Source organism: Desulfitobacterium dehalogenans ATCC 51507, from assembly GCF_000243155.2.
GTDB classification, from domain to species: domain Bacteria; phylum Bacillota; class Desulfitobacteriia; order Desulfitobacteriales; family Desulfitobacteriaceae; genus Desulfitobacterium; species Desulfitobacterium dehalogenans.
Map to the genome: position 1 here is coordinate 4291471 of NC_018017.1, position 21478 is coordinate 4312948.

The window sequence follows — 21478 nt, forward strand, 5'->3', positions numbered from 1 at the left end:
GATCAGCCCTCCCTCTTCTTGCCTAAATAAGCTTCGATGACCTGAGGGTTGTTCCTGATCTCGCTGGGGTTGCCGTTAGCGATGACTTTACCGAAATTAAGCACACTTATTTTCTCGCAGATGCCCATGACCAGATTCATGTCGTGCTCGATGAGCATAATTGCGATCTGGAAGGTATCACGAATCTTCACGATATTATCCATTAATTCGGCTGTCTCGGAAGGGTTCATCCCGGCGGCAGGTTCATCCAGGAGCAGTAGCAAGGGTTTCGTGGCTAAGGCACGGACTATCTCTAGTCTGCGTTGAGCGCCGTAGGGCAGGGATCCCGCCTGTTTCCCCGCCAAGCTCTCCATATCGAAGATGGACAAAAGCTCCATGGCCTTCTCATGTGCCTGCTTCTCGCCTTTCCAGTAAGCAGGGAGACGGAGGATACCATTCCACATACCGTAGTGGATATGATTATGCATGCCAAGCTTTACATTGTCCTCAACCGATAGATTCGAGAAAAGGCGTATGTTTTGAAAGGTCCGGGCGATACCGGCTTTGTTAATTTGTACTGTGTTCATATTCTGCGTGTCACGTCCATCCAACAGGATGGTGCCATGGGTAGGCTGATATACTTTAGTGAGCAGATTGAACACAGTCGTCTTTCCTGCGCCGTTGGGGCCAATGAGTCCGGCTATCTCCGTACGTCCGATAGCCATGTTGAAACCATTGACAGCCATAAGTCCGCCAAAGTTTATACCCAGGTCCCGGGCTTCCAGCACCGGCAGCATGTTCACATCACCCTTATCCATTTTCCGTGCCCCCCTTTTCTTTTCTGAACTTTGCAGGAAGCAGCCTTTCTTTTAAAGCTTGCAAATGGCTCTTAAAGGCATCATTGTTGGTGGCCAGCATGATCAGGATGAGAACGATTGCATATAAAAGCATGCGGTAGCTGTTAAACTGACGCAGCAGCTCAGGGAGTATGGTCAGTAGGGTGGCGGCGATAATCGAGCCCCGAATATTACCCAGACCTCCCAGGACCACAAAAACAAGAATCAGGATCGAGGTATTGAAACCGAACTTAGAGGCAATGATGGTGGAATAATTCATGGCAAACAAAGTACCTGCGGCACCAGCCAGGGCGGCGGAGGTGACAAAAGCCATCAGCTTATACTTAGTGATATGAATACCCACACTCTCCGCTGCAATGCGGTTGTCGCGCAAGGCCATAATTGCCCGTCCCGAACGGCTGTCAATCAGATTCAGTACGATAAACAGAGTAATCAGTATGAGGACAAAACCGATGGTAAAAGTGGAAAGCTTGGGTATACCTGTGATGCCCAGAGGTCCGTCGATAATGACTCTGCCGCCGTCACCAAGGTTCAGGGCATTGGCGTCGCTAAGAAAGCTAACATGCAGCCCCGCTTTATCCAACCCTACATAAAGGATGTTGATAATATTTTTTATAATTTCTCCGAAAGCCAGAGTGACGATGGCCAAATAGTCGCCTTTAAGACGCAGGACAGGTATTCCGATCAGGAAACCGGCTACTCCGGCGAAAAAAGCACCTACGATAAGAGATACGATCAAGCGCAGGATCGTGATGGGTATGATCTGCTCCAGGCTTATGCAAGCCACGACACCCGCAAAGGCACCGATACTCATAAAACCCGCGTGGCCTAAAGACAGCTCACCCAGTATGCCTACGGTCAGGTTCAGTGAAATAGCCAAGATCACATAAGCGCAGATGGGAACCAGCTGCCCTTGAAGGGAGGAGCTGATATTGCCGCCGCTTATAAGCAATTGGACAATAATATAAGCCACTATAACTAAGGCGTAAGTAGTGAGGTTTTTACGTGTCGATTTTTTCAATACGATCATAGCATCCACCTCATACTTTCTCGTTGATCTTTTTGCCCAGAAGACCGGTGGGCTTGATCAACAAAGTAAGAATAAGGACGGAGAACACGATGGCATCGGAAAGCTGGGTGGAGATATAACCCTTGCCGAATATCTCGATGACACCCAGCAGTATACCGCCGATCATAGCGCCGGGTATGGAACCGATTCCGCCAAGCACGGCGGCAGTGAAAGCCTTGATGCCGGGCATGGAGCCCGTGGTGGGCATCAAGGTGGGATAAGCAGAGCAAAGGAGAACGCCGGCAATCGCCGCCAGGGCAGAGCCGATGGCAAAGGTAACGGAGATGGTGAAGTTAACGTTGATGCCCATCAACTGAGCCGCCCCCTTGTCCTCTGAGCAGGCGCGCATAGCCTTACCCATTTTGGTCTTTCCGGTGAACCAGGTCAGGGCGGCCATAATGATAAGACAGGCGACTATCGTGACGATAGCGATAACAGAGATGGTCAGCTGGCCGTCGAAAAGCTTCAGGGAGGCATTTCCTACTACGGAAGTGAACACCTTAGGATTAGAAGACCAGAGCAGCAAAGCGGAATTCTGCAGAAAATAGCTCACACCGATAGCAGTGATAAGCACGGCCAAGGAGGTTGCCGCTCTAAGCGGCTTGTAGGCCAGGCGCTCTATGACCACCCCCAGGATAGTACATACCACCATGGCCAGAAGCACACCGAAGACTGGGTGCAGATTCCCACGTGTGGTAGCGAAAAAGCAAACATAGGCACCGACCATGATCACATCGCCATGGGCAAAGTTCAGCATTTTGGCAATGCCGTAGACCATTGTATAGCCCAGAGCTATGATGGCATAGACGCTGCCAAGACTGAGTCCGCTGATCAGAAAAGAGAGAAAGGTCATAACTCACACACCTTCATTTAGTTTGAGCATATTCGTAGTTTGAGCATATTCGGAAAAGACCACATAACGGATAAAAGGCTGCCGAGTATGTACTCGGCAGTCCTCTCGACAAACCATTTGAAAGGGCAGCAGTTTCTTAGTCCATACCGACGTAGGTACCCTTTTCTATGACCATTCCTTTAGGTGTCTTAGAAACTTCACCAGTCTTGGCCCATGTCATTTTCTCACCGGTAAGTCCGTCAACAGAAATAGTAGGGAATACTTGGACCAGTTTCTCACAGATATCGGCGGCCTTCATATCAGGGGTGATGCCTGCAGTCTCAATGGCTTTCTTGTAGGCATACACGACATCATAACCGTCGGCAGCGAACTGGTTGGGAGTCTCTTTAAATAGTTCTTGATATTTCTTGACGAAGTTGACGGTGCGCTCATCGGTAGCATCGGCACTGAAGGGAGTCAGCAGCATAACGCCTTCAGCCAAGGATGTATCAAAGTTCTCCAGAGTCAGAATGCCGTCCATGCCGTCCACACCGAAGTACTTGGGGGAGTAGTCCATAGACTTAGCCTGCTGGAGTATCAGAGAGGCCGGTGTATAATACATAGGCAGGAAGATTAAATCTGCGCCATTTTTCTTAGCGTCGGCCAGCTGAACGGAAAAGTCGGTCTGGCTGTCCTCGGTGAAGGTGGTTGTGGAAACAATCGCCAGGTTCAGTTCTTTGGCTTTGCTAACGAAAGTATTATAGATTCCCTTGGAATAGACATCGTCATTCTTGTAGATAACCGCAATTTTTGTGCCAAGCTTTTTGTCAGCGATATACTGAGCGGAAGCTGAACCCTGGTTGGGGTCGGCGAAGCACATCTGATAGACATTATCCTTGCCCTCAGTGACAGCGGGAGCGGATGCGGAGGGAGTCAGGGCAAATATACGATCGTTAAACATCTCAGCACTGGTGGCCACACCAGGCGTGCTGGTCACGGAGCCGAGGGTCATCTGCACGCCCCAGTCCTTCAGCTTATTGTAAGCATTAACGGCCTTCTCGGCGTCATGCTCGTCATCTTCATATTTGAGTTCGAACTGGATGCCACCCAGGGCATTAATCTCTTCCACAGCAATCTGCGCGCCATTCTTGGCCGCGTTGCCGTAAATGGCTGCTCCGCCGGTCAGAGGACCGGTACCGCCAATCTTAAAGGCGGTTGCAGCCGGTTCTTTGCCGCCTGCGTTGGGTGTTTCAGCAGGAGGCTTTTCCGTGCCTCCGCAACCTGACAAAAGGCCTACGGTCAGGACGAGAGAGAATAGGATACCGAACATTCTTTTCATTATACCTTCTCCTTATAACAGATTTTATGATTATTCGAGTTTGTGAATATACCAACAATGAAATAGCACATACTCTTTTCAACAATTCTATCCCTCGAATAATCAGAAAGATAAAATAATTTTAGCCTCCAAGGGCCTGCCTGTCAAGGTAAATATTATGCAACAGATAAATATTATTATGCAATAGAATATAACAGATAATTATTATGCACGGTGTCTATTAGGGGGGTCTTATCCATACAAATTAATTAAAAAAAAAGCTTGCATTCCTTAGAACACAAGCGTTTTTAGTAAATATGGTGAGCCATCCGCGACTCGAACGCGGGACACCCTGATTAAAAGTCAGGTGCTCTACCGACTGAGCTAATGGCTCAAAACTCACTCACGAATACGAATTCTACAGCAAATTTAAGAGCTTGTCAATATTTTTTATTAAAAAAATATATCTTTTTTTTACCTATCTAAACCCATAAAAATCTATGGGCTTTACTTTTCATTGTTGCACTACTGATGTTCTTAAAAAATTTCACCCCGGACAATGGTTTGTTCCCTCCCAGGTCCGACCGCAATGAGGGTAATCTGGGTTTCCGTGAGGAGTTCGATCCGCCTGACATACTCCTGGGCCGCCTTCGGCAAATCCTCAAAACGAGTCACCCCTGTGATATCCTCATGCCAGCCCTCCATAACCTCATAGACGGGCTCACACACCTTAAACAGCTTCTGACTTTGCGGAAATTCATAAATCACTTCGTTATTGATGCGGTAACCCACGCAGATTTTAATTTTATCAAAACCAGACAAAACATCTAATTTCATCAAGGCGAAATCAGAGATTCCACTGACTCGCACAGCATAGCGGGCAATCACTGCATCAAACCAACCACACCGACGTGCCCGGCCGGTAGTAGTGCCGAATTCATGACCCTTCTGACGCATGAGTTCCCCAGACTCATCCCCTAACTCGGTGGGGAATGGTCCTTCCCCGACACGAGTGGTATAGGCTTTAATGACTCCCACCACCCGATTAATACGGGTAGGGCCAACTCCTGCGCCGATACAGGCCCCTCCGGCAATGGGATGGGACGAAGTGACATAAGGATAGGTTCCATGATCCAGATCCAGAAGAGTACCTTGTGCTCCTTCGAATAAGATCTTTTCCCCAGCTTTTAGAGACTCATCAACGACTAAAGAGCTGTCCGCTACAAAATTTCGAATCCTTTGGGCATAGGCGGAATACTCCCTATAGATGGTATCATAGTCCAGAGGTTCAACACCGTAAACTTTCGTCAAGAGGTTATTCTTCTCCTGCAGATTGCGACGGAGCTTGTCGGAAAATTCTTCCACGTCAATTAAGTCCATGATCCGAATGCCAATTCGTAAGATTTTGTCCATATAGGCTGGGCCGATTCCACGCTTGGTGGTTCCTATCTTATGCTCTCCGCGAGACTCTTCTTCTAAAGAATCAAGTAACCGATGATAAGGCATGATGACATGAGCGTTAGAGCTGATCAGGAGTTTTCCGGTTTTTACTTTCCGTTCGGCCAAATAATCCAGCTCTTCCAGCAACACCTTAGGATCAACCACTACTCCGTTGCCGATAACGCAGGTCTTATCTTCATATAGAATTCCTGAAGGGATCAAATGAAGTTTAAACTCTTCTCCGTTGGCAACGACGGTGTGGCCGGCGTTATTTCCCCCTTGATAGCGGACGACTAAATCTGCTTTTTCCGCGAGGAAATCTGTCACCTTTCCTTTTCCCTCATCACCCCATTGAGTACCTATTAACACTACGGATGCCATTCCTGATTCCCCCGTTCCTTCTTCTTGAACCCACCCTTATTTCTTTTCCTGAAATCTTTACTTCAATAAGCCCAGACGTTTAAAAATATCGTCAATATGCTTAAGATGATAGCTCCAATCAAACAAAGCGCTGATTTCCTCGCGGGTGAGTATCTCCATGACCTGTGAATTTTCCTGAATCACTTCCCGGAAGTCCCGCCCGGCGTCCCATGCCGCAAAGGCAGCTTGCTGAACCCATTGGTAGGCTTCTTCCCGCATACACCCTTTATCGACTAAGGCAAGAAGGACCCGTTGAGAGGAAGTTAATCCATAGGTTTTGAGGAGATTATCCATCATACGATCGGATTGAATGCGTAAACCCTTAATAACCCGGGTCATTTGCCGCAGCATATGGTCCAGTAAAATACAGCTGTCGGGAAGAATCACTCTCTCCACAGAGGAATGAGTCATATCCCGCTCATGCCAGAGAGCTACATTTTCCATAGCTGCCAGGGCATTGCCGCGAAGTAACCGAGACATTCCTGCGATCTGCTCACAGGTTATAGGGTTTCTCTTATGAGGCATGGCAGAAGACCCTTTTTGTCCTTCAGCAAAGGACTCCTCAACTTCCAGTATATCTGTGCGCTGAAGATTGCGAATCTCTGTAGCCATTTTCTCAAGAGTGCTCCCAATCAAAGCCAATGTGGTGACATAATGAGCATGACGGTCCCGCTGAAGAATCTGATTGCTGACTAATGCCGGCTTGAGACCCAATTTGACACAGACTGCTTCTTCGACTTCCGGGGAGACATTGGCATAGGTCCCTACCGCACCGGAAATCTTACCAACTCGGATCGACTCAATGGCTGATTCTAGTCGCTCGATCTGACGTTCAACTTCAGCCATCCATAAGGCCAGTTTCAAGCCGAAGGTCAGAGGTTCAGCATGAATGCCATGGGTGCGGCCTACCATAAGAATATCTTTGCTTTCGATTGCCCGCTCTGCCAATGTCTCACGCAATGCCCGCAAATCCTTAAGCAAAAGGTGACCGGCATCTCTTAATGCTAAACTGAGTCCCGTATCCTTAACGTCGGAGGAAGTTAAACCCAGATGCAGGTATTTTCCCGCTTCACCGACCTCTTCCACAACTCCCTGCAAAAAAGCGATGAGATCATGACGAACGACTTTTTCTATCTGAGCTATTCGTTCCGGATTGACTTTGGCTTTTTTGCGGATCTCGGGTAGAACCTGTGCCGGAATCTCACCTCGCTCAGCCATCACCTCAGCCACGGCCAACTCAACTTCCAGCCAACGCTCATATTCATATCCTTCCCGCCATAATTGGCCCATTTCAGGATGTGTATATCGATTAATCAACAAAAAAGTCCCCCTAAATCTTCATTCCCTTCGAACCCCTGTCCGAACGATTCCTTAGTTGACTCCTTAAGCTGGACCCCACTAGAATAAGTCCCCAATATTTTTCCCTTAATAACAAAAATCATTCCCAGACCAATTTTATCTTAGCAGTCGCCCTTATTTCTTGTCAATAAAAAATACGAACATTAAGGATATTTTATTCCTTAATGTTCGTATATGTAGGTAAACTTTCTGCTTCAATTATTAATCCAAAAAGCCTAAAGACTTTCGTCCTTAGGCTGAAAGATGCTGACGATCCAGGTTCACAAACTTTGTAAACTCTTTGAGGTACCCCAGTTCTACCGATCCCACCGGTCCGTTCCGATGCTTGCCGATGATGATTTCGGCGATTCCCTTTTTATCCGATTCAGGGTTATAGTATTCATCCCGATAAATAAAGGAGATGACATCGGCATCCGCCTCAATGGCACCGGATTCTAATAAGTCGGACATAATCGGCCGCTTATCCTGACGTTGTTCTACCCCCCGGTTGAGCTGAGAAAGGGCAATGACCGGAACATTCAATTCCCGGGCAATCCCTTTGAGCCCTCGGGAGATCTGAGCAACTTCCTGCTGACGACTTTCCGCTCGTCTTCCTAAAGACATGAGCTGCAGGTAATCGATGACAATCAGCCCGAGACCGTGCTCCATTTTCAACCGTCTTGCTTTGGAGCGTAATTCAGCAAGGGAAATCCCTACGGTATCATCAATAAAAATCTCAGCTTCGGAGAGAGGGCCTACCGCTCGTGTAAGCTTAGGCCAGTCCGTGTCCAGTAGATCTCCTGTACGGACTCTTTGTTGATCCACCATAGCTTCCGAACAAAGCATACGTTGAACTAGTTGTTCCTTGGACATTTCCAAGCTGAAGAGAGCTACCGGAACATTCGCCCTTACCGCAGCATTTTGGGCCATATTCAGTACCAAGGCCGTTTTACCCATGGAGGGACGGGCGGCAATAACAATCAGATCCGAGGGCTGCCAGCCGGATGTCATACGATCCAGTTCCGTAAAAAAGGTAGGAACTCCCGTCAGACTCCCTTTATTGGCATAGAGGGTTTCGATTTTTTCAAAGGTATTGACCAAGATATTACGGATGGATTCGAAGCCGTCCTTCACCTGTCTCTGAGAAAGATCCATAATTACTTTTTCGGCTTCTTCCAATAAAGATGTGGCGGCTTCTCCCGGTTCATAGCCTTTCTCCGCAATTTGTCCGGTACTGCGAATGAGTTGGCGTAATAGGGATTTCTCCGCTACAATCCTGGCATAATACTCACAGTTTACTGCAGAAGGAACAGAGCGAGCGATTTGGGAAATGGTAGCAATACCACCGATTTGTTCAAGCCGCCCGCTTTGACGAAGACTTTCCGCTACGGAAACTAAGTCAATCGGATCTCCCTTTTCAAAGAGATCTCGTAGTGCAAGAAAGACCTGGCGGTGATTATCCCGATAAAAATCCTCGGGTTGCAATACTTCAAAAACGGAACTCCCCACTTCCGGATCAAGCATTAATGCGCCTAAAACCGATTGTTCCGCCTCTAAATTATGGGGGGGAACTCTGGTAAGTTCCATGACCTTCTCCTCCTAAAAACTCAAATAAGGCATATTCAAGGGCTTCCCGGAAGGTTTCTATGGAAATCACCTGTATTCCTTGGAGACCGGAGGGTATATCTGCCTGATTTTCTTTGGGAATGAGGACGGTTTTTACCCCGGCCTGCTTGGCTCCGAAGATCTTCTCAGCGATGCCCCCTACGGGTCGTACTCTTCCTTGAATTGATATTTCACCGGTTACGGCTATATCTTGCCGCAGGGGTATGTTTTTCAATGCGCTGTAAATGGCCAAGGTGGTGGCACATCCCGCGGAGGGTCCATCGATATTTCCTCCCCCTACCACGTTAACATGGACGTCGTAGTCTTTGAGGTCTTCACCGGTGAGGGAACGAATGACTGCCGTAGCATTGAATACAGCATCCCGAGCCATACTGCCGGCGGTTTCATTGAAGCGGATGGTGCCTTTTCCTTCCCGACCTGGGAAAACAATGGCCTCAAGCTCAATGACGGAACCTACAAAGCCATGAACGCCGAGGCCCAAAATCTTCCCTATCTCACCATGGTTCTCAGCCTTATGAGAGATATAGGGCGTAAGCCGAGCTGAGCGCAATACTTCGTAGACTTCCTCAACCTGCACCAGAACTTCCGGCTGTTCCGGGTGACGGTAGCGGGACAGCCCATAAGCATCGGTAAGGATGGTATTGGCCTTCCTTCCCTCAAAGACATAATTACTGATAACCTCCGGAACGTTTTCCACCAGGTTTGCCCCCAACTTCTGGGCAGCCTGGGAAACGATGTGCTGAATATCCCTTGGTTCTAAAGGATTGAAATAAATCTCTGCACAGCGGGATCGCAAAGCAGGGTTGATTTCCCTGGGATCCCGGGTGGTTGCCCCAATTAACACAAAATCGGCAGGGGCACCCTCTTCGAAGAGCTTTTTGATATAAAGAGGTACCTGAGGGTCGTTGGGGTCATAATAAGCGGATTCGAAAGAAACCCGTTTATCCTCCAATACTTTAAGAAGCTTATTTAAGAGAACAGGGTCCATCTCCCCAATTTCATCAATGAATAAAATGCCCCCATGAGCATCACTGACTAAGCCCAGCTTCGGTTCAGGAATTCCGGTCTCTGCCAAATCCCGCTTGGCCCCCTGGTAGATGGGATCATGAACGGAGCCCAATAATGGATTGGTAACATCCCGGGGGTCCCACCGCAAGGTGGTACCATCCACTTCCACAAAGGGAGCACTCTCGGCAAAGGGAGAGTTAACATTCTTTTTGACTTCCTCTAAAGCCACTCGGGCAGCCGAGGTTTTGCCAACACCCGGAGGTCCATAAATAATAATGTGCTGAGGATAGGGCGTTGCCAGCTTAGCTAAGAGAAACTGCATGGGGATTTCCTGACCTATGATTTCCGCGACGGCTTGAGGTCGCAGGACTTCCGAAACAGAGCTGGCCAGCTTCACCTGATTCATCTTTTCGATATGAGCTAATTTCTTGAGGGTCTGGGCATTATCCGGTCCGGAATTTTCCTTCAGAAGCTGGCTTTTTATTTCTTTAACGTAATCCTCATGCCGCTCCTGCATTTTATCCGCAACAGCTTTATCCAAACGATCTTCAACAGCCCTCCGGGCAATCAGCTCAGCTAAGTGGTCCTCAATCTCCATAAGAAGCTGGGGAATCTCCTCCTCACTGGGTAAGGGACGGTCCGTCGGATCGTCCAAAATGAGCTTAAGAAGGCCGGCCGTACGCTCCTGAATCGTATCGGATTGAATAAGAGGAATGGCCTCAAGGCGGGTTGCCTTTAAGACCAATTTATCGCTCCCATAATAATTAGCAAGGAGGGTATAGAGGGCGTCCACTTCATGATGCCATTTCTCATGGGCGCTCTGGATATCCTCTTTTCTCTCTTCCTCCTGGCTGCTTAATGAGTCCTTTTCTTCTACCTCTTGAATTTCTTCGGTTTTATTTTTTTTAAACCAATGATTTAATAACCCTTTCATTAGGGACCCCTTTCACAGTTGCCTGATCATGATGCTTTGACATGGACTTGAAATTGAGCTGTGACTTCTGGATGCAATTTGGCATGTACATTAAAGGTTCCCAGTGCTTTGATAGGTTCTTTTAGCTCCAGCTTGCGGCGATCCACATCAATCCCATACTTTGCTTTGAGTGCCTCGGCGATCTCTTTATTGGTGACGGAACCAAAAAGCTTGCCCCCTTCACCGCTCTTTGTGACTATCTCTACGGAAAGGGAGCTCAGCTTTGTCGCCAAAGCTTGCGCCTCCTGCTTCTCTTTTTCTTTTTTCTTTTCTTCATTAGCCTTTTTAGAAGCTAAATCATTGAGATTACCCGATGTAGCTTCTACAGCTAAGCCTTTAGGAAAAAGAAAGTTCCGTGCATAGCCATCTGAAGCCTCACAGACTTGCCCTTTCTTTCCCAACCCTTTAACATCAGTTTTTAAAATTACTTTCATTTAAAACCCTCCATTCTGCAATCCTTAAACTGTTATTTTATTCTTCTTTCTTGCGGATTGGCATATGGCGAAAATCTAACACCAGATCCAATAAACCCATAATAATTAAGACCATAGCCGTCACTTGTATATAGAGAAAACTTGAGAAGAGCAGGATGAATTTTAAAAAGCCTGATATCCAAGGCTTCTTGAGAAGAGACACAAAAAGAGCACTTCCCAGAACAAAAGCGACGACTCCATAAACCAGCATAAGATTCATACCAATGCTCTTAATAGCCAGCCACTGGAACTGATCTCCTATAAGGTAACTGACAATGGCAAAATTCATTCCCCATATGGCGTACCAGGGCAATCTCCACTCCGTAAAAGGACGATATTCCCGACCGGGAATCGGTATCCAGCGCATGAATGTATAATAGACTGCACCCCACTTGGCAAGGGCTGTGATGGCTACCAGACCGGGAATCAACATAATCAGGGTGTTGACGATTTGTTCAAACAAGGACTGAAGCTCCAGCTCAGATATCCCTTGAGTTTTTAAGGTTTCCAGCAGGCCCGCCTGACGATATTGATCCATCATATTCTGGACAAAGTTCTGGATGCTTTCTTGAGGAATCCCTTGCATGAGCATAGCAAGGGTAGGCAATACTCCCAGGATCCCAGCCGCGACTAAGCTCCAAAAAACAAGCGCCCGCTGGGGGATATTGGCCCCCATTCCCCATAGAGTTACTAAAGCTGCCCAAGGAACAAAGCTAAAATATTGGATGGAAGAAACTCCGTTAAAAAGCAACGCTAGTCCATACCCTGAAATCAAAAAGACCATTCCATAGCGTAAACCTTGTCCTCCAACACTTCGTCCAACCCACAACAAGGCGATAAGTAAGAGAATATCCAGCATCCATCCCCAGACTTGCATGGAGACTCCAAGCCAAGGTCCGATCACAAGGACAAGTACTGCTAAGGTATTGGTGGTTTTTTGGTCACTGACGTACATTCTGATGCTCCAATCTATTCTTCAGGGGCTAAATAGCTTAATAATAAACTGATATCACCCCATTGAGTTTCTACTTTGTGATGATCCTCGGCCTTCCATTCCTCTAAACGCTGCAATAGGGTGCGATCCAGCTTTGAAAAATCAAACCCCATGCGCCGAGTTAGTAAATAGCTTAAAGCAACAAGATCAGCTAAGCTCTGGAGTATTTCTTCTTCCGAGCCGCGCAGAGATCCTTCCTGCATCGCCCACTGGGCCTTAAGCATTTCTACCTTAATCTCTTCAATAGCCTTTAACCCTTTTACTATATCGACTTCAACCACGGGTGCCCCTCCCGTCATATTTTATCACTGTACCGTGTGTTATAACCTTATAAATCCCTATCTAAAAAATGTTCGCTAATCCGACACCGATTTCCTGCAAGGAAAGTACAAAAAGGGGAGCAACAGCTCCCCCCTTCATTCTCTATTCTACGATATAAGGCAATAACGCAATGTGGCGAGCTCTTTTAATAGCCACTGTCACTTGACGTTGATGCTTTGCACAGTTACCAGAAATACGGCGAGGTAGAATCTTGCCGCGCTCGGTAATATACTTGCGTATTTTATGTGTATCCTTGTAATCGATAGCTTCTACCTTATCGACACAAAAGCTGCATACCCGTTTTCTTGGACGGCGTCCGCGTTCACGTTTCATAAAATTCACTCCCTTTCCGATTAGAATGGGATATCGTCATCTAAGCTTACTTCATGACCATAAGTCCCCACGTCACTGGCTCCTGAAGATGCTCCATATCCGGAATTTCCGCCATCTTTGGGACTGAGGAAGCGCACATTCTCAGCGACGACCTCATAAACCCAACGGCGTTGCCCATCTTGAGCATCATAAGTACGAACTTGCAGCCGCCCGTCGACAGCTGCTAATTTACCTTTGGAAAGATAATTCGCACAGAGCTCAGCCAGTTGTCTATATACTACACATGGAATAAAATCCGCTTCCCGTTCCCCGTTGGCATTCTTGAAATTGCGATCTACAGCTAATGTAAAGCTGGCTACAGCAACTCCATTCGGGGTATAACGTAACTCGGGGTCTTTCGTTAAACGGCCTATTAAAACGACGCGGTTCAACATAGTAACCCCTCCCTACTAATCTTCTTTTTTCGTGGTAAGGAAACGCACAACGGTATCGGAGATCTTCATGATCCGCTCCACCTCTTGTGCCGTACGAGCTTCACCATTAAAGTTCATCAGGACATAGAAACCTTCCCGATAATCGTTAACTTCGTAAGCTAAGCGGCGTTTGCCCCATTTGTCAATAGCCACGTCTGCTCCACCGTTGTTGGTAACAACTTCGGATAACCTGTCCACTGTTGCGGCAACAGCCTCATCGTCCAAATCAGGACGGATGACATAAAGTACTTCGTACGCTTTCATAATTGCACCTCCCCTCGGACTTGCGGCCCCCATGACAGGGGCAGGGATACATAGTCTAAAAGACTACATAAAGACTACCATTTAAAGATTATAGCACTTTGCATAATACTATGCAAATGGAAAATCTCATATTATCCATAAATGTATTATACATTAAAGCGGAAATGAACGATATCTCCATCATTCATGACATATTCTTTCCCCTCTAGGCGAACCAGGCCCTTTTCCTTGGCCCCATTAAGACCGCCGTTTTCCACAAAATCTTTGTAAGAAACCACTTCAGCGCGGATAAATCCCCGCTCAAAATCAGTATGAATAACCCCCGCCGCCTGGGGTGCCTTCATTCCCCGGCGAATCTCCCAAGCTCTCACTTCGATTTGACCCGCTGTAAAATAAGTCATAAGGCCAAGCAAATGGAAGGCTGCTCGAATCAGACGGTCCAAGCCGGATTCTGCAAGACCCAAGTCCTCCAGAAAGACCTTCTTCTCTCCTTCCTCTAACTCCGCGATCTCAGCCTCGATCTTCGCACAAACCACCACTACTTCAGAATTTTCAGCAGCGGCGATTTCCCTTACTTTCCGGACATAGGGGTTATTATCGGGATCGGCTATCTCCTCTTCACTGACATTGGCAGCGTAAAGAACCGGCTTCATGCTTAAGAGTGGGAAGGATTTCAGGAGCTCCCGTTCCTCATCGCTGAATTCCAAAGAGCGGGCTGCAAGACCTGCATCCAAGGTCTCCTTCAAGCGATTGAGCAGAGCTACTTCTGCCAGAGCCTTCTTATCCCCTGATTTCAAGAGCTTAGCAGAACGCTCTAAGCGTTTTTCCACACTTTCCATATCGGCAAGGATAAGCTCCAACTGGATGGTATCGATGTCTCTTTTCGGATCCACACTGCCTTCCACATGAACCACATTACTGTCTTCAAAGCACCGAACCACATGAACAATGGCATCCACTTCCCGAATATGGGATAAGAATTTGTTTCCCAGTCCCTCTCCTTTACTGGCTCCCTTAACCAATCCGGCAATATCCACAAATTCCACCGTAGCAGGGACTATTTTATCAGGATGAACCATCTCAGAGAGAACTTGCAGGCGGGCATCCGGTACCTGTACCATTCCTACATTGGGGTCAATCGTGCAAAAAGGATAATTTGCGGCTTCCGCACCTGCTTGAGTTATGGCATTAAATAATGTTGATTTTCCTACATTAGGCAAACCAACAATCCCTGCATGCAATGTCATTTTTAAAAAACCTCCAGCTCATTTTCACTCTATCAAACCCTCTAAGATTATATGAGAATCTTGGTCAAACCGCAAGCTTTCCTCTCATTGTTCCTCGGAACTATGGGCTTTTTGAAGAATCTCTTTTATCTGCCGTTCCAGCTTGACTCGGGGAATCCAGGCCTGATGTTGACACCCCAAGCACTGAATACGAAAATCCATGCCGGTGCGCATGACCTTCCAGTCCATGCTCCCGCAGGGATGAGGTTTGCGTAGACGAATTGTATCTCCTACGTGTAAAGGAATCACAACAATTAGCCCCCTTTTTCTCTCTTGCCATTACACATTGTGCCCTCAATTGCCTGTCATAAATCAATGTTATGGGGATCAGGCAAAGTAATATCCTTAAGATCTATAGGTAAATTCAATTCCTGTAAATCCAAGGGCCAGTTCAGACCCTGTTCAAAATTAAAACGTAAGAATTCTCCTAAGTAAGTAAAGGTTTGTTTCAAATAAGGATAAAGGGTAGAACTCTCCAGGAAACCTATGGTTTCGCCGGGGTTAGCCATAGTAATCAAGGGGGCAAACAGCCCGACAAAGATGGCTATCCCAAGGAAGGAAACAAATCCGCCCACAAGGAATCCACCACCCCCATTGATGGTTGTCGAAAATAAACCCAATGGAGCTAAAAGAATGGCGGACATTATCTCAATAAGAATAATCACCCCAAAGTAAATCAAAGCAAAGGAAATAATTTTTAAGGCATTATCCGTAAAAGCCTGGGTGAAGGTTTGGGCAATGGATTGCAATACGCTATCCGTATAGGTATGTATATCCGGTAGATTGGAACCGCTGAGAATACCTCTGAACTCTTCAGGAAACATAGATAGGATCTTTTCCAGGGTCTCTGCCTGGATCATCTCTGCTTTGGCCTGTACTGAAGGCAGCATTCGTTGATACATTACTGTTTCCAACCAGCCTCTTAAAGGAGTGTTTTCCTCCAGCCATTGAAGCAGGGTGGGATAATTTTTGGCAGCAAGAACAAGTCCAAGAATCGATCCTCCCAGACTAATCAAGCCGGAAATAAGGCCCTTCCGATACCCTTGTATTGCCCCAATAAGGACAAAAATCAAAACGAGAATATCGAAAATGTTCATGGTCTCCCTCCTCCTAAAGCTCAGGCTTCTCTGAAAGCTAAATCTCCAGGATTTTGCTTTCGGCGTTCACTTCATAAGCTACGCGGAGCATTCTATCGCTCAAGACCTCCGCTCTGTCGGGTACACCTGCGCCGCTAAGTAGTCTCTGTAGCATTGGCGGCTTGGGCGAAACCCTCGCCCAGGTTTCGTGGCCAAATCGGCTCCTCGAAAGCACTGCTTTCGCACTTGTTCTCAATGGCCGGTTGGAAACGTCCTGTTTCCAACCCGACTCCGCTGCAGTCTTTTCACGAAGATTGCTTACCTGCTCGCTTAGAATCAGTTCTCTGCCTTAAAGCAAAATCCTTAGGTGGTTTTTCGAGTATTTGTTCAGGATGTTTTCTAGCCTGAAAACAGACCCGCAAGAAAAGCTAAAAGGACCCGTAAGCGTAGCTTTATGCACAAAAGCGAACGGATTTAGCGGAGGGGTGGTCGGGTGAATAAGGCTTTCTTAACGTAGCGTAGCCACTGGTTCGCATGCAGAAAGCAGCGGGGTTTGGCGGAGCTGTTAAGAAAGCGAGTGAACCAGCCCTGGAGCTATGGAGTACACGTTGTGCGTAAAGCTACGTGACCCAGACAAACAACATTTCTCATCCTCCGCCAATACTACTGCAGCGGCATGAGAGTCTTCTCTATTATACTTCATGCCATGAGAAGATTAAACACTGAAGGAAGCCTCGTTCAGGAAAACTTGCTTACAGTGGAAAAGCACCCTGAGGGTGCTTTTCCGCATAGTGTCAGATTTTCAATGACTTAAATCGTAGCCTTTAGAGACAAGGCTTTCCTTGACCTCATTCACACGGTCCCCGTTAAGACGGGCGAGGATCTGAACTTTATTATCTCTTAAATGATAGACTGCTAAACTGGTGATATTGACATCATGCTCTTTCATGATGGATGCCAGATCCACCATGACCCCTACTTCATCTTTGGTCTCTATCACAAAGCGCTGACCAGGACTCCGGAAGCCCATGATATCCAGGAAGGTATCAAAAATATCCGACTCTGTCACAATCCCCACCAACTTGCCGTTCTCGACGACCGGCAAAGCACCTATGCCATGTTCCCTCATAAGAAGGGCTGCATCTTCAATTTTGGTATCCGGGGTACAGGTGATGACTTTTTTGACCGCAACATCACGAATAGGAGTTTTCCCCACCAGATAATTCAATTCAAAAATGCTGAGTGTCGTTGCCGGCGAGGGGGATACCTCGCGCAGATCTCCGTCCGTAACAATCCCGACAAGCTTGCCTTTTTCAACTACAGGTAAACGGTTGATTTGCTTCTCTCGCATGAGAGCCATGGTATCGGCAATATTATCTTCCGGGCTCACTGTAAATACTCGAGAAGTCATAAATTGCTTCACATACATTAAGATCACCCTTTCCATTCAACACTCTTTTCTTGCTAAGAGTATTCGACTTTTGCCCTTCAACTTCCTCTAAATTCAAGGGCCCCTTACTCACCAAGATACATTTTACGTACTACGGACAATCGATAAGAATTAATCTCTATTTTTCCCGAGAAGGTCCTTTATTCTTGAAAAGGACCACTTGGCTTGTCTTTGTACCGTCTTTAAATTCTTAGCGGGAATCGGATTCATCGGGTCGATGTCTACTGCCTTTTGGTAATAACGAATGGCTTGATCCAGGTCCCCATCTTGACGCGCAATATTTCCCAAGTTATTCCACGCATGGATACATCCTTCGTCCAATTCGATGGCTTTAAGAAAACACGCTTTAGCACGTTCAAAATCATGGCCTTTCCCATAGACCAGGCCTAACTTATTATAACCCATCGCATCTTCCGGACATTGAGTCAAGTACTGCAAGAACTCTTCTTCTGCTTCCCGAAGCTGCCCAGATTCAAGATGCTTTAATCCTTGTTGGTAATGGTTGCTGCTCATGCATTCTTTCCTTTTGCTTGCAGAACTTTTTCATCAAGCCAATGGGTCCATTCCTGAAGACCCTCTCCAGTACGGCAAGAAACCTCGAAAATCCTGATCTCTGGATTAATTTTTAGGATATCCTCCTTCATGGCGTCTAAATCTGTTTCCACCAGAGCCAATAAATCCATCTTATTTAAAATAGCCACTTTTGAATTACGGAAAATCACGGGATACTTTGAAGGTTTATCATCCCCTTCCACGACACTAAGGACAACCACCTTAAATTCTTCTCCTAAATCGAAGTCAGCAGGGCAGACCAGATTGCCTACATTCTCAATGATCATGAGATCCAAATTATCCCACTGGAATTCCGGAAGAACTTTCTCTACCATCTTGGAATCCAAATGACAGCCTCCACCGGTGTTGATCTGGACTACAGGGATATCATGCTGGGCGATTCGGTCGGCATCCCTGCTGGTAAAAATATCTCCCTCAATCACGGCTATGCTGTGCTTATTTTTTAAATGGGATAAAGTTCGTTCCAAGAGAGTGGTTTTCCCTGCCCCTGGAGAACCGATCATATTAATGGCTAAGCAGTTGTTTTTCACAAAATGCTGGCGATTGATTTCTGCATGGATGTCATTATTTTGCAGCAAATTGGCCATAACGGCGATTTCACGCTGGCTACTCATTCTTCAACCTCCAAACTTTCCAGAAGCAATTCTTCTCCTTGTATAATATCAATCCCGAGATACTGACAAGCAGGACATGCAAAAACAAGTCCTGGTACCATAAATTCTTCACCGCAGCTCCTACATCGGCCCCTTACCGGCAACAATTCGATCTGAAGCTCCGCACCTTCACACACAGTTCCTTTGGCGAAGGCAGCAAATGCCATCTGTAATGCCTCGGGCTCAGCATTGGTTAGTTGCCCGATTTTAAGTTTAACCAAAAGCACCTTTTTTACATGATAATGAGCCAAAGTTCCTTCAATAGCTTCAAAGACCCCGCCCATTAACGACATCTCATGCACTCAATCACTCCTTGCCATCCATGCTTACAAGCTGATCACCGGACAAAGTCTTGTTCAATCTATCTTATCCCAAAAATAACCGTATCCGCAAGGGTATCCGCCTATCTTTTTAGCCATGACCAAAAAAGCACAGGAATAAAAATCAATCCCAGATACCCAAATAGAGGGTAGATAGTTTTTACTATTAAAGAAAACTTTACTCCCGAAAGAGGAATGACCAGGATAAGGAGGAGTACAGCCGCCTTCTTATAAGGAAGTTTAAATTTCTTTTCCATATGGTTAATAAGACTGAATCCATTGCCAATGGCCGCCGTAAGCATGGCCAGCCAAAGAACAACCACATAGCAGAACCCTGACCACGGGCCTAAACTTCCGGCTACGGCAACCATTGGAATCTCAAAGCCTCTGACTTCGGGAAATTTCAAAAGTGCCAGAGCAATGACTATAGCAAATAGGCCAAGTGCAATTCCGCCGAAAAAAGCCCCAATACGTCCTTCCGGCCTCTGAACTTCTTTGCCTAGAGATGCGAAAACCACCATGGCTAAGGTCAAATTAAAGGAGACATAGAGAATACTTGAAAAGAACCAGTTTTGGATAAGGGGATTCGTGGTAAGCTCCATCCCTGCATCCTTTGTACCCATGGCAAAGAGTATGGCCCATAAGGCTATCCCTATGCAGAACACGAATTTCACCGGGATAAGCATGCTATTAATCCAAAGTACCCCTTCTCCTTTGAACCACAAAGCTAAGGATATGATAAAGGCTGTCATCAGAATTCCCAGCCAAGGTGATAAATCAAAGAACTGCCGAAAGACTGCCCCGGCCCCTGACATCATTGCTGTCATGCCAATAAATAGAAGCAGGCTCACTAGAATGTCCATTCTGCTTCCCCATTGCTCACCAAATAAGCGTTGAAAAAAATCCGCGTAGGAGGTTACTTTCCATCGCTTTTGCAGATCGAGCATGATCCACCCCAGACTAGCAAAGAGAATCGTACTGCACAGAATCCCAAGGATTCCGAGACCTCCAAAATTGGTAAAGAACTGCTGTATTTCCTGGCCGGAGGCAAAGCCTGCTCCCATGACAGCGCCCACATACGTTGCTGCCACTTGAAAAATCACTTTACTATTCATAAAACTCCCCCCTGCCTCATGCTTATGGCCTCTTCTTTCCGCTCATGCATAAATTCCTGACAATCGGGGAATAATTGAGATAGGTATGTTTATGTTTACATATTTTGGGAGGGGAATTCATGGGCATTCTTTCGGTATTTACCGAATCACATAAATATAAAGCTCATTTTGATGATAAAGTTGCAACCCAGAAGATGGAAGCTCGGCTTATTGAAGTATTGCACAGTGAACGTCATCGCCCGTTGGTGTTTTTATGTATTGGAACTGACCGCTCAACCGGTGATGCGCTCGGTCCTATAACGGGCACTTACCTAAGCCAAAAAGCTTTGCCTAAGCTTAGTGTTTTGGGAACTCTTGAGCAACCGGTGCATGCAGCAAATTTATCGGAGTACATCAGTCATATCCAGAACTCCTATTACAACCCTTTTATCATCGCCATTGATGCTTGCCTCGGGAAAATGGATTCTGTAGGGAATATCACTCTTGCAAATGGGCCCTTAAAACCTGGAGCAGGTGTTCATAAAGAGCTTCCGGCAGTGGGAGAAGTCCATCTCACCGGTATAGTCAATGTGGGAGGTTTTATGGAGTACATGGTTTTACAAAATACCCGCCTCGGTTTAGTCTGGAGAATGGCTGAAACCATGAGTGACCTTTTGGGCAATGCCTACATTAAAACGAGGCTCTCCTAGCACACGAAATTAAACCCGTTTTCAGTCATCCCTGAAAACGGGTTTTTACTTTGCTTCTCAAACGATTTAAATTATATTTTGATCGTTTCTTTCGCTTTTACAATAGCCGCCTTTTCTTCCTGAGAAAGATGATAGGTGGATTCTCCTTGGATTACCGGTTTCGCATAAACCCTTGATTCTTCACGATTATTAATCGAGGAAAGAACGACACCGTCTCCCTGCTGATTCAGAAGTGCTAAGGCAAAACTGAGATCGCTTCCCATATTGTCAAAAGCATTAAACCGCACCAGTTCGGCCCTATCGATTGCGGAACGAAGCTTAAGCTCTGCCTGATCCATTCTTTTTTCCGTCGCCTCTAAATTAGTATTGATATGATTAACCTTATTTATATATTCTTTAAGTTGTTCATCCAATGAGCTTCCATCAAGAAAGGTCTGGAGAGCGAGATAGGATTTTTGAAATCCTTTCATACGATTCTGCAAAACTAAAATCCAAATCAGTTCAATGACACATAATACTCCCACCAAGATGATTGCCCAGGTGGATAAGGGCATTATTTGTTCCAAATTCATTGTATCCTCCTCAATCCATTTATAGC

The 21478-nt window shown here is 46.4% G+C and carries 24 protein-coding genes and 1 tRNA gene; 1 reads left to right on the forward strand and 24 read right to left on the reverse strand.

Going from position 1 to position 21478, the window contains the following annotated elements; all coding sequences use genetic code 11:
- Positions 1 to 2: 2 nt before the first annotated feature.
- From DESDE_RS20530 to DESDE_RS20640, 23 genes are all read right to left on the reverse strand, one after another.
- Positions 3 to 797, reverse strand: a complete 795-nt coding sequence (locus DESDE_RS20530) for an ABC transporter ATP-binding protein (protein WP_014795948.1) — start codon at positions 795 to 797, stop codon at positions 3 to 5.
- Positions 790 to 1866: a branched-chain amino acid ABC transporter permease gene (locus DESDE_RS20535; RefSeq protein WP_014795949.1), complete on the reverse strand. Its 1077-nt coding sequence runs from the start codon at positions 1864 to 1866 to the stop codon at positions 790 to 792. The genes DESDE_RS20530 and DESDE_RS20535 overlap by 8 nt, the downstream gene beginning before the upstream one ends.
- A 10-nt stretch (positions 1867 to 1876) precedes the next feature.
- Positions 1877 to 2758, reverse strand: a complete 882-nt coding sequence (locus DESDE_RS20540) for a branched-chain amino acid ABC transporter permease (RefSeq protein ID WP_014795950.1) — start codon at positions 2756 to 2758, stop codon at positions 1877 to 1879.
- Between the two features lie 136 nt (positions 2759 to 2894).
- Positions 2895 to 4076 carry an ABC transporter substrate-binding protein gene (locus DESDE_RS20545; RefSeq protein ID WP_014795951.1) on the reverse strand — a complete coding sequence of 394 codons (1182 nt, stop codon included), beginning with the start codon at positions 4074 to 4076 and terminating at the stop codon, positions 2895 to 2897.
- A 297-nt stretch (positions 4077 to 4373) separates the two neighbouring features.
- Positions 4374 to 4449, reverse strand: a tRNA-Lys gene (locus DESDE_RS20550).
- Between the two features lie 143 nt (positions 4450 to 4592).
- Entirely contained in the window at positions 4593 to 5876 is a 1284-nt protein-coding gene (locus DESDE_RS20555) for an adenylosuccinate synthase (RefSeq protein ID WP_014795952.1), read from the reverse strand.
- 57 nt (positions 5877 to 5933) lie between these two features.
- Positions 5934 to 7232 carry an adenylosuccinate lyase gene (gene purB, locus DESDE_RS20560; protein WP_014795953.1) on the reverse strand — a complete coding sequence of 433 codons (1299 nt, stop codon included), beginning with the start codon at positions 7230 to 7232 and terminating at the stop codon, positions 5934 to 5936.
- A gap of 273 nt (positions 7233 to 7505) precedes the next feature.
- Entirely contained in the window at positions 7506 to 8840 is a 1335-nt protein-coding gene (dnaB, locus tag DESDE_RS20565; protein WP_014795954.1) for a replicative DNA helicase, read from the reverse strand.
- On the reverse strand, positions 8812 to 10821 hold the full coding sequence (lonC, locus tag DESDE_RS20570; RefSeq protein ID WP_014795955.1) for a Lon family ATP-dependent protease: 2010 nt from the start codon (positions 10819 to 10821) through the stop codon (positions 8812 to 8814). The genes dnaB and lonC overlap by 29 nt, the downstream gene beginning before the upstream one ends.
- Positions 10822 to 10847: 26 nt before the next feature.
- The gene (rplI, locus tag DESDE_RS20575; protein WP_014795956.1) at positions 10848 to 11294 is read right to left on the reverse strand and encodes a 50S ribosomal protein L9; all 447 of its coding nucleotides are present in this window, start codon (positions 11292 to 11294) and stop codon (positions 10848 to 10850) included.
- Positions 11295 to 11331: 37 nt separating this feature from the next.
- Positions 11332 to 12288: a DUF2232 domain-containing protein gene (locus DESDE_RS20580; RefSeq protein WP_014795957.1), complete on the reverse strand. Its 957-nt coding sequence runs from the start codon at positions 12286 to 12288 to the stop codon at positions 11332 to 11334.
- Between the two features lie 14 nt (positions 12289 to 12302).
- Positions 12303 to 12626: a MazG-like family protein gene (locus tag DESDE_RS20585; protein ID WP_028305652.1), complete on the reverse strand. Its 324-nt coding sequence runs from the start codon at positions 12624 to 12626 to the stop codon at positions 12303 to 12305.
- 124 nt (positions 12627 to 12750) lie between these two features.
- Positions 12751 to 12981 (reverse strand): 30S ribosomal protein S18, encoded by a 231-nt coding sequence (rpsR, locus tag DESDE_RS20590; protein ID WP_014795959.1) that lies wholly within the window; start codon positions 12979 to 12981, stop codon positions 12751 to 12753.
- Positions 12982 to 13001: 20 nt separating this feature from the next.
- On the reverse strand, positions 13002 to 13415 hold the full coding sequence (locus DESDE_RS20595) for a single-stranded DNA-binding protein (RefSeq protein WP_014795960.1): 414 nt from the start codon (positions 13413 to 13415) through the stop codon (positions 13002 to 13004).
- Positions 13416 to 13430: 15 nt separating this feature from the next.
- Complete coding sequence (gene rpsF / locus DESDE_RS20600; protein WP_014795961.1) at positions 13431 to 13718, reverse strand: 30S ribosomal protein S6; 288 nt, start codon at positions 13716 to 13718, stop codon at positions 13431 to 13433.
- A 146-nt stretch (positions 13719 to 13864) separates the two neighbouring features.
- On the reverse strand, positions 13865 to 14965 hold the full coding sequence (ychF, locus tag DESDE_RS20605) for a redox-regulated ATPase YchF (RefSeq protein WP_014795962.1): 1101 nt from the start codon (positions 14963 to 14965) through the stop codon (positions 13865 to 13867).
- Positions 14966 to 15049: 84 nt separating this feature from the next.
- Entirely contained in the window at positions 15050 to 15253 is a 204-nt protein-coding gene (locus DESDE_RS20610; RefSeq protein ID WP_014795963.1) for a DUF951 domain-containing protein, read from the reverse strand.
- A gap of 56 nt (positions 15254 to 15309) precedes the next feature.
- Positions 15310 to 16101, reverse strand: a complete 792-nt coding sequence (locus tag DESDE_RS20615; RefSeq protein ID WP_014795964.1) for a CvpA family protein — start codon at positions 16099 to 16101, stop codon at positions 15310 to 15312.
- A gap of 781 nt (positions 16102 to 16882) precedes the next feature.
- Positions 16883 to 17527, reverse strand: a complete 645-nt coding sequence (locus tag DESDE_RS20620) for a CBS and ACT domain-containing protein (RefSeq protein WP_014795965.1) — start codon at positions 17525 to 17527, stop codon at positions 16883 to 16885.
- A gap of 114 nt (positions 17528 to 17641) precedes the next feature.
- Positions 17642 to 18043, reverse strand: coding sequence for a tetratricopeptide repeat protein (locus DESDE_RS20625; RefSeq protein ID WP_014795966.1), 402 nt, complete (start codon positions 18041 to 18043; stop codon positions 17642 to 17644).
- A complete protein-coding gene (hypB, locus tag DESDE_RS20630; protein WP_014795967.1) occupies positions 18040 to 18717 on the reverse strand; it encodes a hydrogenase nickel incorporation protein HypB in 678 nt (225 codons plus the stop codon). The genes DESDE_RS20625 and hypB overlap by 4 nt, the downstream gene beginning before the upstream one ends.
- Positions 18714 to 19058 carry a hydrogenase maturation nickel metallochaperone HypA gene (hypA, locus tag DESDE_RS20635; RefSeq protein ID WP_014795968.1) on the reverse strand — a complete coding sequence of 115 codons (345 nt, stop codon included), beginning with the start codon at positions 19056 to 19058 and terminating at the stop codon, positions 18714 to 18716. Before hypA ends, hypB begins: the two co-directional genes overlap by 4 nt.
- Before the next feature lie 101 nt (positions 19059 to 19159).
- Positions 19160 to 20191 (reverse strand): YkvI family membrane protein, encoded by a 1032-nt coding sequence (locus DESDE_RS20640; protein ID WP_014795969.1) that lies wholly within the window; start codon positions 20189 to 20191, stop codon positions 19160 to 19162.
- Positions 20192 to 20310: 119 nt separating this feature from the next.
- On the opposite strand from DESDE_RS20640, the gene yyaC reads away from it, so the two are divergent.
- Positions 20311 to 20880, forward strand: a complete 570-nt coding sequence (yyaC, locus tag DESDE_RS20645) for a spore protease YyaC (RefSeq protein ID WP_014795970.1) — start codon at positions 20311 to 20313, stop codon at positions 20878 to 20880.
- Between the two features lie 71 nt (positions 20881 to 20951).
- On the opposite strand, the gene DESDE_RS20650 is transcribed toward yyaC, so the two are convergent.
- Complete coding sequence (locus DESDE_RS20650; RefSeq protein ID WP_014795971.1) at positions 20952 to 21452, reverse strand: DUF4446 family protein; 501 nt, start codon at positions 21450 to 21452, stop codon at positions 20952 to 20954.
- Between the last annotated feature and the right edge of the window lie 26 nt (positions 21453 to 21478).